A 13,738-nucleotide genomic window follows, 5' to 3' on the forward strand; every position below is an offset into this window, starting at 1 on the left:
GGCGGCTCACGAAAGCAAATGTCGCGATGGGTTCCCGGATACGTCAAACTATGATGGTCTCCCCGGCATAGCCGGGGGATTACCTTTGGGATTTACGGCGATACCATCTGGGTTCTCACCATCATTCATACCAAACGCCAGTGGCCACCGTTACGCGATTGAGGGCGGTTCGTCGCTTTTCACCTTATTGTCGGCAGGGTAAGCTGCGGATCAGCGCCGACCAGTTGCAAATATTGCGGCGGCTGCAGCCGAACGCGCAAAACCGTGCAATGAAAGTGGTTTTGCAAAGCAGCGGCTAGGTGGCCCTCGGGACTTTCGTGAGAACCCCGTGACGACGAACGCTCCGATTCCAAGAGGCTCGGAACCAAAGCCATTTGCGCTTAACCTTCGCAGGGCGGTGTGATGTCAAGTTCCGGCGAATTAGAGCAGCAATGCGTTCAGCTTCGCCCTCTAATGCCAGTTGTCCAGGGCGGGGATTGCGTGGATCGGGATACTCGAAATGCCATAAAGTGTTGATGTAGTGTTCGGCCCTGCCACGAATGCGATGGCTGCGAAGCAACTGCGCGCTGTTCTCTCGGTAGATAACTTCAACAAGTTGAGCGACCTCGTTTGAACACGCGATACGCCCCGGAGCGCCTTTCATCTCGCAAAGCTGATGCGCGCCAGCCAAGGCTGATCCCCATTCGCCTCTCTCGTTATGAAAAAGAGGACCGAGGACGATCCCACCGCGAACCAATACCTCACACTGTGAGATCAAGTTCATGCTCACCGACTCGGCCATTTGGAGCACAGCGCTCAACCCGCCGGGGGTTGGATCAGCCGAAATGAGCAGAGAGTCCGAAAAAACCGAGAAATACACGCCGTGATGCGAATTGTTGCAAGGCGTCTCGCGCATGATCCGGAGTGCAGTTTGGACTACACCCGCAGCTGCTGTTGGATCGGCTTCCGCCGACGCAACCAAGCTCTTCCAGCCCAGAATATCGAGGAAAGCGACGACCTTCTGCTTCACCATTCTGCTGCCTATTCTATCATGCCGGTAGCCGGTTGTTAGCACATTCTTTGCTTTGGTCGAACGACGCCTACCTGCCACAAGAATGCTGAAACTTCCTCAAAGCCGCCGGATATGCACCAGATTGAAGGCTCGATGCTCCAGCACATCACTTGCGGGCTCTAAATGACCATCTCTGGGCGGCGGCCGCCCAGCAGCTTATAGCTGACGGAAATCACATCTTTTACGACAGGTGACCGCACACTTCAGCCAAAAACACTCCGCCTGAGCCGTTCCATGCTCTTCACATTGAAGGGCGCGTGCGATAAACCCTGTCGGATTGAGAAAGTGTCGAAAACCCCTCCCGACGAGGTTTTCCGACACGGCCTCGCGGCAGCAATTGTGCGCCACAAACTCCGAAGCCACTTTTCCGCAATCGGCCGTCCCAGTCATTCAATCCAAGCAGCCGGACGCCGGCGCGGGGTTGTCGCCTGGCTCGGTGCAAGATGCGGCGAATCCGAACCGGCGGCGTTGCCGTACCGGCGATCCACGCCTTGTCGCCTGCCTGTAACCCGCCGTCGGACTTTCCGCCCGCTTGGCCGCGTCAACGCCGCGCCCGAAACCGATGGCAGGGGCCGATGGCAGGGCCAATACTTGCCTTGCTATGCGTCCGCCGCCTGCCTAAGAGACGGCCAAATTCTCATCCCCAGGGGAGCTTTCACGCATGGCAAAGATCAAGGTTGCGAATCCCATCGTCGAAATGGACGGCGATGAAATGACGCGGATCATCTGGCAGTGGATTCGTGAACGCCTGATCCTCCCCTATCTCGATATAGACCTCAAGTATTACGATCTCTCGGTCACCAGGCGCGACGAGACCGACGACCAGATCACCGTCGATGCCGCCAATGCCACCAAGCAGTACGGCGTCGCCGTCAAGTGCGCCACGATCACGCCCGACGAAGCCCGGGTCGAGGAATTCAGCCTCAAGAAGATGTGGAAATCGCCCAACGGCACGATCCGCAACATCCTGGGCGGCGTCGTCTTCCGCGAGCCGATCGTGATCTCCAACGTTCCCCGCCTGGTGCCGGGCTGGACCGACCCGATCGTCGTCGGCCGCCACGCCTTCGGCGACCAGTACCGCGCCACCGACACGCTGATCCCCGGCCCCGGCAAGCTGCGCCTGGTGTGGGACGGCGAGAGCGGCGAGAAGATCGACCTCGACGTGTTCGACTTCCCGTCCGCGGGCGTCGCCATGGCGATGTACAACCTTGACGATTCGATCCGCGACTTCGCCCGCGCCTCGTTCAACTATGGCCTCTCGCTGGGTTGGCCGGTCTACCTTTCGACCAAGAACACGATCCTGAAGGCCTATGACGGCCGCTTCAAGGACCTGTTCCAGGAAGTCTTCGATAGCGAGGGCTTCGCCGCGCAGTTCAAGGCCAAGGGCATCGTCTACGAACACCGCCTGATCGACGACATGGTCGCCTCGGCGCTCAAGTGGTCGGGCAAGTTCGTCTGGGCCTGCAAGAACTACGACGGCGACGTCCAGTCCGACACCGTCGCCCAGGGCTTCGGCTCGCTCGGCCTGATGACCTCGGTGCTGATGGCGCCCGACGGCAAGACCGTGGAAGCCGAAGCCGCCCACGGCACCGTCACGCGTCACTATCGCCAGCACCAGCAGGGCAAGTCGACCTCCACCAACCCGATCGCCTCGATCTTCGCCTGGACTCGCGGCCTGATGTATCGCGGCAAGTTCGACGGGACGCCCGAAGTGGTGAAGTTCGCCGAAACGCTCGAACGCGTCTGCATCGAAACGGTCGAGGAGGGCAAGATGACCAAGGACCTCGCGCTGCTGATCGGCCCCGATCAGAGCTGGATGACCACCGAGCAGTTCTTCGAGGCGATCGTCGCGAATCTCGAGAAGGAAATGGCCAAGGAGGCCTGAAGCCTCGCGACCGACCCCGGGATGTGACGGTCCGGGGTCGTGCCAGGCTGCGATGAATGGAATGCATCAATCGCCCCCCTCCAGGGGGAGAAGAGTCGCAATCGCCGCGGGCGATCAGCCGCGAAAGGCGCCGCGAAACGCCATGATGCGGATCGGGCGCCACAAGCCCTCCTCCCAGGCATAGAGACCGAAGCCGCGAAAGTGGAACGGGACAGGCTGCAATGCGGGCGCGAGCTGGGCCTGCAAGGCTTTGGCGGCGAGCGGTGCGACCTTGTTCTGGATCGTCACGTGCGGGCGCAGTTCGCGGGTGTCCTGATGGGTCAGGAGGCCGTGCATGCGTTCCGCGATCCGGGCGTGGAGCGCGACCAGCCGCGGGCTTTCCACCGTCAGCGCGGTTCCCTGGTCCAGCTTCATGAGCCCGGCGATGCGCGCCGGCGGCGGCGCCTCGCGGGCGAGATCGCCGAGCACTTGCAGCAGTTCCGCTTCGATCGAGGGCGGAAGCGCGTGAAACAGGGTGACGTGGGCGCGCAGGCGGTTGCGTTCGGGCGGATAGTGCGCGCGCCGCAGCGCATCGGCCCAGGCGAGCACGTCGGGCGGCAGTTCGGCGGTGACGAGCAGCGGCGCGCCGGGCTGGCGCGGGCCAGTCGCGATCCAGTCGCCGGCCGCCCTGCTCAGCTTCCGCCCGGCTCCCGCGTCAACCGGTCCCGGTGATCTTGAGCCATTCACCGCTCCAGGTTCCATATGTTACCGGCGTTACCGATCCCGCGTTCAGGGGCGATTGCAGCAGGCCCTTGTACTGGGTCGTATCGCTGTTGATCTGAAGGCCCCAGTAGGGATCGAGGATGTAGTGCGAATTGCCCATCGAATGGGTAATCACCACCCAGTGGCCGACGCCGTTGTTCCACGTCACATGGCAGATGATCGGCTCGCCCGCCTTGGCGTTCAGGATCGCCTGCTGCACGTTCGAGGAAGGGCTGCAATACTCGCTCTTGATCTTCCATGCCGCCAGCGCGCCCTGCAGGCTGGTGAGATACGTGCCGGTGGAATGGAACGAGGTATCGGTAAGCACGCTCGACAGCAGCGAAGGGGCAAAGCCGACGCGGTCCTTGGTCGAAGGCGAATAGGCGCCCGTGGGAAGGTTTTTCTTCACCATCGCAGAGGTCGGCTTGCCGCCGACGATCAGGTTCACCACCATGGCGACGCAGCACAGCCCGCAATCCGCCTCCTGATCCTGAATGAGCACGTCGAACGTGCGGCCTGCCTTTTCCTGAACAATCCATCCCATCGCGCGGTCCTCTCCCAATGCCATCGAAGCGACCCGCGTTCCTCGTCCGTTGACGATGGAACGGGGCGCTTATGGCACGGCTCGACCGAGAGTCAAAGCCAAGTAAGAGGCCAAGTACGAGGCCAACTGCGAGGCTGACCGCGCGCGAAGCATCGGCGCCTTACAACTCGCCGCGCTCGCGCCTGATCGCGAACCACTTGGCGACGTTGGCGTTGTGCTGTTCCAGCGTGCTGGCGAAGGCATGCCCGCCGGTGCCGTCCGCCACCATGTAGAGCGCGTCGGTATCGGCCGGGTGCAGCACCGCCTCGATCGAGGCCTTGCCCGGATTGGTGATCGGATACCTGGGCAGGCCGACCATGGTATATGTGTTGTAGTCGTTGACCGCCTGGATCTCGGACTGGAGGATGCGGCGGCCCAGCGGCTTGCCGCGCGTGATCGGGTAGATGATCGTCGGATCGGCCTGGAGCAGCATTCCAGTGCGCAGGCGATTGGAATAGAGGCCGGCGACCATGCGGCGTTCCGCGGGCTTGCCGGTCTCCTTCTCGACGATCGAGGCGAGCACCAGCGCTTGCTCCGGCGTCTTGACGACCAGGTTCGGCGCGCGCCTGGCCCACAACTCCTTGAGCGTCCGGCTCATCGCCGCCTGCATCCGGCGCAGCACCGCCTCGCGCGGCTCGCGACTTTCGAAGGCATAGCTGTCCGGCAGGACCGAGCCTTCCTCCGGCGCGGCGACCTCGCCGGTCAGTTGCGGCACCGCCATCAGCCGTTCCTGCACCATGATCGCGGGCATGCCTTCGGGAATGGTGACGAAGCGGCGGATCACCTCGTCGCTGGAGATGATCGCCAGGACGCGCGCCGGGCTGGCATGCGCGGGAATGGCGAACTCGCCCGCCTTGATGCCGCCGCCGCCGCCGAAAATGCGGGCGCGCAGGACGAACCCGCCGGCGGAGCGGATCACTCCCTTCTGCTCCAGCCGCTCGGCCACCGCACTCAGGCTGGCGCCGTTGGGAACGATGAAGTTCTGGTCCTTCTCCAGCGGACCCGAGCCGTACCAGCCGCCCAATAGGCTCCACAGGGCCAGCAGCAGGGCTGCGGCGACGGCCACGGCCAGGACGCATCCGCGCCGGGACATCATCGCCTGTGCAACCTCAATCGAGCTTGCGCATCACCAGGCTGGCGTTGGTGCCGCCGAACCCGAAGCTGTTGTTGAGCACGGCGCGCACCTGCCGCTTCTTCGCGGTGTGGGGCACCAGGTCGACGCCCTGGCAGCTCTCGCTGGGGTTATCGAGGTTGAGCGTGGGCGGCACGATCTGGTCGCGCAGCGCAAGGATGCAGAAGATCGATTCGACCGCGCCCGCGCCGCCGAGCAGGTGCCCGATCGCCGACTTGGTGGAGCTCATCGAAACGGTTTCGATGGCATCGCCGAACAGCCGGCGCACCGCGCCCAGTTCCAGCTCGTCGCCAAGCGGCGTCGATGTGCCGTGGGCGTTGATGTAGTCGATGTCCTTGGGTTCGAGACCGGCCTTGCGCAGCGCCATCGCCATCGAGCGATACGCGCCCGATCCTTCCGGGTGCGGTGCGGTGACGTGATAGGCATCGCCCGAGAGGCCGTAGCCGATCACCTCGCAGTAGATCCTGGCGCCGCGCGCCTTGGCGTGTTCGTACTCCTCCAGCACGACGACGCCGGCGCCCTCCCCCATGACGAAGCCGTCGCGGGCCTGGTCGTAGGGACGGCTGGCCTTGGTCGGCTCGTCGTTGAAAGCGGTCGAGAGCGCGCGGGCCTGCGCGAAGCCGGCGATACCGATCGGGCAGATCGTCGATTCGGCGCCGCCCGCCAGCATGATGTCGGCATCGCCGTCCTTAATCATGCGCGCCGCGTCGCCGATCGAGTGCGCGCCGGTGGAACAGGCGGTGACGACCGCGTGGTTCGGCCCCATCAGCCCGTACTTGATCGAGACCTGGCCGGAGATCAGGTTGATGAGGCGACCGTGGACGAAGTGCGGGCTTACCCGGCCCGGGCCCTTCGCCGCCAGGACCAGCGATTCGCTCTCGATGCCCGGCAGGCCGCCGATGCCCGAACCGATCGAGCAGCCGGCCATCAGCCTGGTCGCGTCGTCCATGTCGGTGAGACCGGCATCCTCGATCGCCTGGCCCGCGGCATCGATGCCGAAGACAATGAAGGGATCGACCTGCCGCTGCACCTTGTGGTCGACACGCTTGTTGGCATCGAAGCCGTATGCGTGGTCGGCCGGCTTCACCTCGCAGGCGATGCGGCATTTCTGATCCGACGCATCGAACTTGGTGATCGGGCCCGCCCCGCTCTTGCCCGCAAGGATGTTGGCCCAGGTGGTCTCCACGTCAGCCCCCAGGGGAGTGACAAGACCGAGACCGGTTACGACGACACGACGCATTATGCTCTCCGAAAAGCGATTGGCCGAAACGGCAACAGGCCCGCCCCCTTAGAGGTCGAGCCTGTTGATTTCAATCCGGGTCCGGCCCCGCGCCCCCATGCGGGGAAGACGCCAAGGCCGGAAGGCCTGGCTCAGCCCTTGTTTTCCTCAATGTACTTGATGGCATCGGAAACGGTGCTGATCTTCTCGGCAGCATCGTCAGGGATCTCGACCCCGAATTCTTCCTCGAAGGCCATGACCAGCTCGACGATGTCGAGCGAGTCAGCGCCCAGGTCATCGATGAAGCTGGCATCTTCGGTAACCTTCTCGGCTTCCACGCCCAGGTGCTCGACGACGATCTTCTTAACCCGATCGGCGGTATCGCTCATTCTATGACCCCTTCACAATCCGGAGGATTAAATCTCGCCAGTCGCCCTAATCACTGGGGGACGCGCTGGCAAGGGGCACACGACAAGATCGCCTAAAGGGCGAACCGCACGTGCCCTGCCGCGTCGACCGTCCAGGCCGGATTCCAGGCGATTTCCCAGGCATGGCCGTCCGGATCGGCGACGTAGCCGCGATAGCCGCCGTGGGGCGGCGGATCCGCCGGGCGCAAAAGCGTCGCGCCGGCCGCGACGAGCCGGTCGATCACCGCGTCCACCGCCTGCGCGCTCTCCACGTTGTGGGCAAGCGCGAAGCTGCCGGCAGGCGCGCAAGGCCGCGCCATGTCCTGTTCAAGCTGGGTCTTGTCCCAGATCGCGAAGACGAACCCGTTCATCTGGAAGAACGCCACGTCCGCCGTCTCGAACACTGGCTCCCAGCCGAAACCCATGCGGTAGAAGGCCTTGGCGCGGGCCAGTTCGGCCACGCCCAGGGTGATGAGGGAGATATGCTGCGTCATCGGTCAAAGCTCCGTGCCTTGCCGGAACGACGCTCGTTCCGGCTTCAAGGCCATGGGGCTCGCCCGCAGGCTACCTGGTCACCCGTCGCGTGATCGACGGGCGGACCGGCCCAACCGGGGCCGGCCTACCCATTTCAGGCGACCGCAGTCTATCAGCCCGCGTCGGGCGCGACCACCCTGCCCGGCGCACTTGCCGCAGGCTTCACCGCATCCACCACCCGCAAGTGCAGTTCGCGCAGCTGCTTCAGCTCGGCCGGCGAGGGTGCGCCCATCAGCAGGTCCTCGGCGCGCTGGTTCATCGGGAACAGCGTGATTTCGCGCAGGTTCTGGGCTCCGCAGAGCAGCATGACGATGCGATCGACGCCGGCCGCCATGCCGCCATGCGGCGGCGCACCGTACTGGAAGGCGCGGTAGAGGCCGCCGAAGCGCTCCTCCACGTCCTGCTTCGAAAGGCCGACCTTCTCGAACGCGGCGACCATCAGCTCCGGTGTCTGGTTGCGGATCGAACCGGAGGCGATTTCGTAGCCATTGCAGACGAGGTCATACTGGAACGCCTTGATGGCGAGCGGATCCGCGCCGGCCAGCGCCTCCATCCCGCCCTGCGGCATCGAGAAGGGGTTGTGCGCGAAATCCAGCTTCTTGTTGTCCTCATCCCATTCGAAGAACGGGAAATCGACGATCCAGCACAGTTCGAAGCGGTCCTTGTCGATCAGGTCGAGCTGCTCGGCGACGCGGGTACGGGCAAGGCCGGCCAGCCTGGCGGCCTGCTCCGGCTTGCCGGCGGCGAAGAAAACGCCGTCGTTGGGACCGAGACCCAGCGCCGCGATCAGGGCGGCGGTCTTGTCCTCGCCATGGTTCTTGGCGATCGGGCCGCCCGGAACGCCGTCCTTGATGTTGATATAGCCAAGGCCGGAGAAGCCCTCGGCGCGCGCCCAGTTGTTCGTGTCGTCGAAGAACTTGCGGCTGCCCGCCCCAGCGCCGGGTGCGGGGATCGCGCGAATGACGCCGCCGCCCGCGACGATGCCGGCGAAGATGCCGAAACCGGATTCGGCGAAGTGCCCGGTCACATCGCGGATCAGCAGCGGGTTCCTGAGGTCTGGCTTGTCCGAGCCATAGTCCAGCATCGCCTGGGCATAGGGAATCCGGCGGAATTCGCCCGAAGGCGTCACCGGCTTGCCCTCGGCGAATTCGGCGAAGACGCCCTGGAGCACCGGTTCCATCGTCTCCCAGATCTCTTCCTGGGTAACGAAGCTCATCTCCAGGTCGAGCTGGTAGAACTCGCCCGGCAGGCGGTCGGCGCGCGGGTCTTCGTCGCGGAAGCACGGGGCGATCTGGAAGTACCGGTCGAAACCGGCGACCATCAGCAGCTGCTTGTACTGCTGCGGCGCCTGCGGCAGCGCATAGAACTTGCCGGCATGGATACGGCTCGGCACCAGGAAGTCGCGCGCGCCCTCGGGCGAGGACGCGGTCAGGATCGGAGTCGAATATTCGGTGAAGCCGATCGCTTCCATGCGCTTGCGCATGTCCGAGATGATCCTGGTGCGCTTGACGATATTGGCGTGCAGCGTCTCGCGCCGCAAGTCGAGGAAGCGGTACTTGAGGCGGATGTCCTCGGGATAGTCCTGCTCCCCGGCGACGGGCATCGGCAGTTCCTCGGCCCGGGAAAGGACCGTGGCCGAGCGCGCGTAGACTTCGATCGCGCCGGTGGCGAGGTTCGGGTTCACGGTCGCGGCGCTGCGCGCCTTCACCTCGCCCTCGATGGTCACGACCGATTCCAGCCGCAGGGAATCGAGCAACCCCAGCGCGGCGCTGTCGGTATCGGCAACCACCTGGGTGATGCCGTAATGATCGCGCAGGTCGACGAACAGCACCCCGCCGTGATCGCGCTTGCGATGGACCCAGCCGGAAAGGCGAACCGCCTGGCCGACTTCGGCCGAAGTCAGGGCGCCGCAGGTATGGGAGCGATAAGGATGGGTCATGGCGGTTTCGCGCTTCTTCACTGTAAACGGATGTGCAAGCCGTGCCCCCTAGTCGAGTGCCGGCCCGATTTCCAGATACCGTTTTCCCGCACCCCTCGATACGACCGCGAGGAAGGCGCCGGTTACCGCGAATGAACCCCGGTAACCACGAATAAACCATTGCCCGCTATTCGTGATCCCCAGGGTCATCTGGAGTCAATCAATGTTGACAAACGTCGCTGTAGACGACGTCGCGGACAACGAATTCCGCCTTTCAATCGATGCTATCATGCATGAGGACGGAACGAACCACGGCGCCGCCGAAATCGGGCGGGACTTCCGCGCCGCCCATGCCACCGGAACTCAGCTGCGCCACCGCCTGGTCACGCCGGAAAGCATCGCCGAGCTCGCGGCGACGACACGGCCCAGCCTGCTGCAACGTCTCCTGCGCCGCCATTAGTCGCGCACGATCCCCCGTTCACCGCACGGAATCGTTAACGCGAACGTTGATCCCCTGTCCTGTTAGGCGTAACGCCCCTGTTCAATGAAAATTCATCCTCTGATAACCGACAGCCAGGAACTCGCGGATCTTTGCGCGCGCCTCGCGCAGGCCGACTTCATCGTCGTCGACACCGAATTCATGCGGGAAAACACGTATTGGCCCGAGCTTTGCCTGGTGCAGATCGCCGATACCCAGGAAGCCGCCGCGATCGATCCCAAGGCGGAAGGCATCGACCTCAAGCCGCTGCTGGACCTGCTTACCGACAATGAGGACGTGCTGAAGGTCTTCCACGCCGGGGGACAGGACGTGGAGATCATCTACAACGCCACCGGCCGCACGCCGCACCCGATCTTCGACACCCAGATCGCAATGATGGCGATCAGCCAGTCCGAGCAAATCGGCTATTCGAACCTGGTGGAATCGTGGCTGGGCCTGACCATCGACAAGGGCGCGCGCTTCACCGACTGGTCGCGCCGGCCGCTGACCGAGCGCCAGATCGAATACGCGATTGGCGACGTCACGCACTTGTCGAAGATCTTCCCCAAGATTCTCAAGCGCCTGATGAAGACCGGGCGCGGCGAATGGCTGGACCAGGAGATGGAAAAGCTGGCCGATCCGGAGAACTATCGCAACGATCCCGCCCAGGCGTGGAAACGGATCAAGGCCGCGGGGCGCAATCCGGCGATGCTCGGCCGGCTCAAGGCGATCGCCGCGTGGCGCGAACACGAAGCGCAGGGCAAGAACATCCCGCGCGGGCGCATCGCGCGGGACGAAACCCTTGCCGACCTGGCCAGTCACCCTCCGAAGCAGCAGGCGGACCTCGCCAAAGTGCGCGGGTTCTCGCAAGGGTGGAAGGACAACGAGATCGGCAGGCGGCTGATGAACGCCATCGCCGCGGCGGGGCCGCTGCCCGAGGACGAACTGCCGCCGCGCACGCCGCGCGGGGCTCCCCTCGGCAAGGAAGGCGCGCTCGTCGCCGACCTGCTCAAACTGCTGCTCAAGATCCGCGCGCGCGAGATCGACGCCGCCGCGCGCCTGCTGGCCCGCAGCGACGAACTGGAAATGCTGGCCGCCGGGGTGCGCAAGAACCTCGCGATGCTGCAGGGCTGGCGCTATGACATCTTCGGCCACGATGCGCTGGACCTGGTCGAGGGCAAGCTCGCCTTCGCGGTGGAGAACGGCAAGCTGAAGATGACCCATGTCGACGATGTGGCCGCCGGCGAGGTTTCGGACGACCAGCCCGCGTCATGACGGTCTATCAGCCGACGCTCAAGCAGCTTCAGTACCTTGTCGCGCTGCATGAGCACGGCCACTTCGGCCGGGCCGCCGATGCCTGCTTCGTTTCGCAATCCACGCTCTCGGCCGGCCTGCGCGACCTTGAGGCGCTGCTGGGCGTCACCCTGGTCGAACGCAGCAAGCGGGCCGTGCGCTTCACGCCGCTGGGCAATTCCGTGGTAACCAAGGCGCATCGCATCCTGCGCGAGACGGAGGAACTTTCCGACCTCGTGCGATCGAGCGGCAAGCCGCTTTCCGGCGAAGTGCGGATGAGCGTGATCCCCACGATCGCGCCGTTCCTGCTGCCAAGGATGCTCCCGCGGCTGCGCCGCGAACGGCCGAACCTCAAGCTGTTCCTGCGCGAGGAACCGAGCCAGGCGGCGATCGAATCGCTCAACCACGGGCGAGCGGACTGCGTGCTGCTGGCCCTGCCCTACGCCACCGGCGACGTGGAGAAGGAGACGATCGAACTCGACGCCTTCTTCGTCGCCTTCCCGCACGACGATCCGCGCAATCCACCCGATGAAGTGAGCCCGGACATCATCGACGAGCATCGGCTGCTGCTGCTGGAGGATGGCCACTGCCTGAAGGACCATGCGCTGGCCGCCTGCAATCGCCCGGAACTGCGCGCCTCGGCAACGATGATCGGTACGTCGCTGCATACGCTGGTGCAAATGGTCGACAATGGACTTGGCCTGACGATGCTGCCCGAAATGGCGCTGGACGCGGGCATCCTCAACGGCACCAACGTCGTCGCCCGCCCCCTGCTCGCGCCCAACGCCAACCGCGAGATCGCATTGATATGGCGCCGGAACTCACCGCGCTCCGACGAATTCCGGATGCTGGCGGACGAACTGCGGGCGGGATAGGGCCTTCGCCAAGGCACCTGGCCGCCCTGGCCAACTTCGCCGGCCACAGCCCTGAATTGCGGGCACCGTCTTCGGCGGCGCGCAATTGACGAAGGAAAGGGAACACGAGTTCAGATCGATGGAATTTGCGATCGGCGGGAAAGCCCGTCGCCAAATCTTGGATCTCCTGACCAAGATCGGCAATGACAACAACGGCTTGACCGGCGCCAGAACATTCCTATTGACTGGCCGGCAACTGCAATGGCCGCTGGTCTTCGATCAAAACGTTCGTCGTCGCAACCGACTTTGAATAGATCGCGGTTCGCTGAACCGGGCGTTTCGACATTGCGCATGGTTTGAATTCGCCGGCGGGAGTATTATGCGTTTTTCCAGCAGGACGGCCGTTGCCCTGACGTTTTCCACGATTTCGGCTCCAGCGATGGCGGAGTCCATCGATCCCGCGATACCCTCTATCCGGACATCGGCCATCCAGGCGCCGGCCATCCAGGCGCCGGCGCTGCCTGCGGCCGGCATCGCCCCGCCGGCGAACGCTGCCGAAGTCACGTTGCCTGGAGCCGAGGCGGCCGCCCGGCTTGAGGTTGCCCAGCCCCTCGCGCCGATCGCCTGCGCCGGCCTGGCGGCGCCCGGGTGCGAGACAATGGATATCGCTCCCTCGGGACAGGCCGCCGCCGATTGGGACCTGTCGGACCTGCGCCGCCGCGAAGCGCTTGCGATCGCCCCTGACGAGCGTGGATATCGCATTGCCCTCGCCGAGGGCGCCTGCCGGGGCGATTGCCCGATGGGGCCGCCGACCCCCGCAAAGCGCGCCTGGGCCGATCACGTACCCGGCGAATACGCCACGCATCGCGGTTTCTTCAAGCAGGCCGGAACGATCACCACCGAACTGCTGTTGGTGGGCGCCTATTTCAGCGTGCAGAGTGGCTCGAAGTTCTTCAAGGAAACCTCATCCTTCCATTTTCACGACGAAGGCTGGTTCGGCAAGAACACCTCCAACGTCGGCGTCGACAAGCTCGCGCACGCCTTCAACACTTACCTGCTGGCCGACATCATTCACGCCCGCCTCCACGAGACGACCAATGCTTCGCAGGGCGATGCCCTGACGGCCGGCATCATGGCCGCCGGGTTCATGGCGCTCAACGAGATTTCCGACGCCATCGAGCCGGACGCCGGCTATTCGATGCAGGACGTGACCATGAACATCGCGGGCGCGGCCTTCTCGGTGCTGCGCAACACGGTGCCGGGAGTGAAGGAAAAGGTTTCGTTCAAGGTGGAGATCGTTCCGAACGATCAATTCTACACCCGCGCCGGAAAGCCGCATTATGCCCAGCAGCGCTTCATGTTCTCGCTCAAGGGCGCGGGCTTTCCAGGGCTGCGCCGCACTCCGCTACGCTTCGTCGATTTGCAGGTGGGCTATTTCGCCTCGAGATTCCTCAACGAGGATCGCGCGGCGGGCCGCGAACCCAAGCGCCACCTTTTCGTCGGCCTCGGCCTCAACGTGGGTGAATTGCTGTTTGGCGAATCGAATTCGGGCTTCGGCAAAGCGGGCCGCGCGGTGCTGGACTATCTCCAGCTCCCCTATACCTCGATCCGCTACGACACCACCGGACGCCTGGGGAACTGAC

At 64.3% G+C, this 13,738-nt stretch carries 14 protein-coding genes; 6 read left to right on the top strand and 8 right to left on the bottom strand.

The window, feature by feature from the left end; genetic code table 11:
• Positions 1–295 precede the first annotated feature (295 nt).
• Positions 296–1,012 carry a hypothetical protein gene (locus tag BM052_RS19660; protein WP_143084883.1) on the bottom strand — a complete coding sequence of 239 codons (717 nt, stop codon included), beginning with the start codon at positions 1,010–1,012 and terminating at the stop codon, positions 296–298.
• A gap of 700 nt (positions 1,013–1,712) precedes the next feature.
• On the opposite strand from BM052_RS19660, the gene BM052_RS16865 reads away from it, so the two are divergent.
• Positions 1,713–2,936 carry an NADP-dependent isocitrate dehydrogenase gene (locus BM052_RS16865; protein WP_091148780.1) on the top strand — a complete coding sequence of 408 codons (1,224 nt, stop codon included), beginning with the start codon at positions 1,713–1,715 and terminating at the stop codon, positions 2,934–2,936.
• Positions 2,937–3,050: 114 nt separating this feature from the next.
• Here BM052_RS16865 and BM052_RS16870 read toward each other — a convergent pair whose 3' ends face one another.
• The 7 genes from BM052_RS16870 to aspS all read right to left on the bottom strand — a co-directional run bounded on the left by BM052_RS16870 (position 3,051) and on the right by aspS (position 9,491).
• On the bottom strand, positions 3,051–3,662 hold the full coding sequence (locus BM052_RS16870) for a 2'-5' RNA ligase family protein (protein WP_369821553.1): 612 nt from the start codon (positions 3,660–3,662) through the stop codon (positions 3,051–3,053).
• Entirely contained in the window at positions 3,631–4,221 is a 591-nt protein-coding gene (locus tag BM052_RS16875; RefSeq protein WP_177198528.1) for a cysteine peptidase family C39 domain-containing protein, read from the bottom strand. Before BM052_RS16875 ends, BM052_RS16870 begins: the two co-directional genes overlap by 32 nt.
• Before the next feature lie 160 nt (positions 4,222–4,381).
• Positions 4,382–5,356 carry an endolytic transglycosylase MltG gene (mltG, locus tag BM052_RS16880; RefSeq protein WP_255406222.1) on the bottom strand — a complete coding sequence of 325 codons (975 nt, stop codon included), beginning with the start codon at positions 5,354–5,356 and terminating at the stop codon, positions 4,382–4,384.
• A 13-nt stretch (positions 5,357–5,369) separates the two neighbouring features.
• Complete coding sequence (fabF, locus tag BM052_RS16885; protein WP_091148785.1) at positions 5,370–6,632, bottom strand: beta-ketoacyl-ACP synthase II; 1,263 nt, start codon at positions 6,630–6,632, stop codon at positions 5,370–5,372.
• Between the two features lie 131 nt (positions 6,633–6,763).
• Positions 6,764–7,000 carry an acyl carrier protein gene (locus BM052_RS16890; protein WP_007679564.1) on the bottom strand — a complete coding sequence of 79 codons (237 nt, stop codon included), beginning with the start codon at positions 6,998–7,000 and terminating at the stop codon, positions 6,764–6,766.
• Between the two features lie 92 nt (positions 7,001–7,092).
• Positions 7,093–7,512 carry a VOC family protein gene (locus BM052_RS16895; RefSeq protein ID WP_091148787.1) on the bottom strand — a complete coding sequence of 140 codons (420 nt, stop codon included), beginning with the start codon at positions 7,510–7,512 and terminating at the stop codon, positions 7,093–7,095.
• 152 nt (positions 7,513–7,664) lie between these two features.
• Positions 7,665–9,491, bottom strand: coding sequence for an aspartate--tRNA ligase (gene aspS, locus BM052_RS16900; protein WP_091148829.1), 1,827 nt, complete (start codon positions 9,489–9,491; stop codon positions 7,665–7,667).
• A gap of 202 nt (positions 9,492–9,693) precedes the next feature.
• On the opposite strand from aspS, the gene BM052_RS16905 reads away from it, so the two are divergent.
• The 5 genes from BM052_RS16905 to BM052_RS16925 all read left to right on the top strand — a co-directional run bounded on the left by BM052_RS16905 (position 9,694) and on the right by BM052_RS16925 (position 13,737).
• Positions 9,694–9,930 (top strand): hypothetical protein, encoded by a 237-nt coding sequence (locus BM052_RS16905; protein WP_091148788.1) that lies wholly within the window; start codon positions 9,694–9,696, stop codon positions 9,928–9,930.
• Between the two features lie 84 nt (positions 9,931–10,014).
• Positions 10,015–11,223, top strand: coding sequence for a ribonuclease D (gene rnd, locus BM052_RS16910; protein ID WP_091148790.1), 1,209 nt, complete (start codon positions 10,015–10,017; stop codon positions 11,221–11,223).
• Positions 11,220–12,116, top strand: coding sequence for a hydrogen peroxide-inducible genes activator (locus BM052_RS16915; RefSeq protein ID WP_091148792.1), 897 nt, complete (start codon positions 11,220–11,222; stop codon positions 12,114–12,116). The genes rnd and BM052_RS16915 overlap by 4 nt, the downstream gene beginning before the upstream one ends.
• A 118-nt stretch (positions 12,117–12,234) precedes the next feature.
• Positions 12,235–12,405: a hypothetical protein gene (locus tag BM052_RS20015; protein ID WP_177198529.1), complete on the top strand. Its 171-nt coding sequence runs from the start codon at positions 12,235–12,237 to the stop codon at positions 12,403–12,405.
• 129 nt (positions 12,406–12,534) lie between these two features.
• On the top strand, positions 12,535–13,737 hold the full coding sequence (locus tag BM052_RS16925; protein ID WP_177198530.1) for a DUF2279 domain-containing protein: 1,203 nt from the start codon (positions 12,535–12,537) through the stop codon (positions 13,735–13,737).
• Position 13,738: the final 1 nt, after the last annotated feature.

The organism is Novosphingobium sp. CF614 (assembly GCF_900113255.1).
GTDB lineage: Bacteria > Pseudomonadota > Alphaproteobacteria > Sphingomonadales > Sphingomonadaceae > Novosphingobium.

Coding starts and splice junctions, on each gene's coding strand:
- BM052_RS19660 (WP_143084883.1), bottom strand. CDS start 1,012: ATGGTGAAGCAGAAGGTCGTCGCTTTCCTCGATATTCTGGGCTGGAAG.
- BM052_RS16865 (WP_091148780.1), top strand. CDS start 1,713: ATGGCAAAGATCAAGGTTGCGAATCCCATCGTCGAAATGGACGGCGAT.
- BM052_RS16875 (WP_177198528.1), bottom strand. CDS start 4,221: ATGGGATGGATTGTTCAGGAAAAGGCAGGCCGCACGTTCGACGTGCTC.
- mltG (WP_255406222.1), bottom strand. CDS start 5,356: ATGATGTCCCGGCGCGGATGCGTCCTGGCCGTGGCCGTCGCCGCAGCC.
- fabF (WP_091148785.1), bottom strand. CDS start 6,632: ATGCGTCGTGTCGTCGTAACCGGTCTCGGTCTTGTCACTCCCCTGGGG.
- BM052_RS16890 (WP_007679564.1), bottom strand. CDS start 7,000: ATGAGCGATACCGCCGATCGGGTTAAGAAGATCGTCGTCGAGCACCTG.
- BM052_RS16895 (WP_091148787.1), bottom strand. CDS start 7,512: ATGACGCAGCATATCTCCCTCATCACCCTGGGCGTGGCCGAACTGGCC.
- aspS (WP_091148829.1), bottom strand. CDS start 9,491: ATGACCCATCCTTATCGCTCCCATACCTGCGGCGCCCTGACTTCGGCC.
- BM052_RS16905 (WP_091148788.1), top strand. CDS start 9,694: ATGTTGACAAACGTCGCTGTAGACGACGTCGCGGACAACGAATTCCGC.
- rnd (WP_091148790.1), top strand. CDS start 10,015: ATGAAAATTCATCCTCTGATAACCGACAGCCAGGAACTCGCGGATCTT.
- BM052_RS16915 (WP_091148792.1), top strand. CDS start 11,220: ATGACGGTCTATCAGCCGACGCTCAAGCAGCTTCAGTACCTTGTCGCG.
- BM052_RS20015 (WP_177198529.1), top strand. CDS start 12,235: ATGGAATTTGCGATCGGCGGGAAAGCCCGTCGCCAAATCTTGGATCTC.
- BM052_RS16925 (WP_177198530.1), top strand. CDS start 12,535: ATGGCGGAGTCCATCGATCCCGCGATACCCTCTATCCGGACATCGGCC.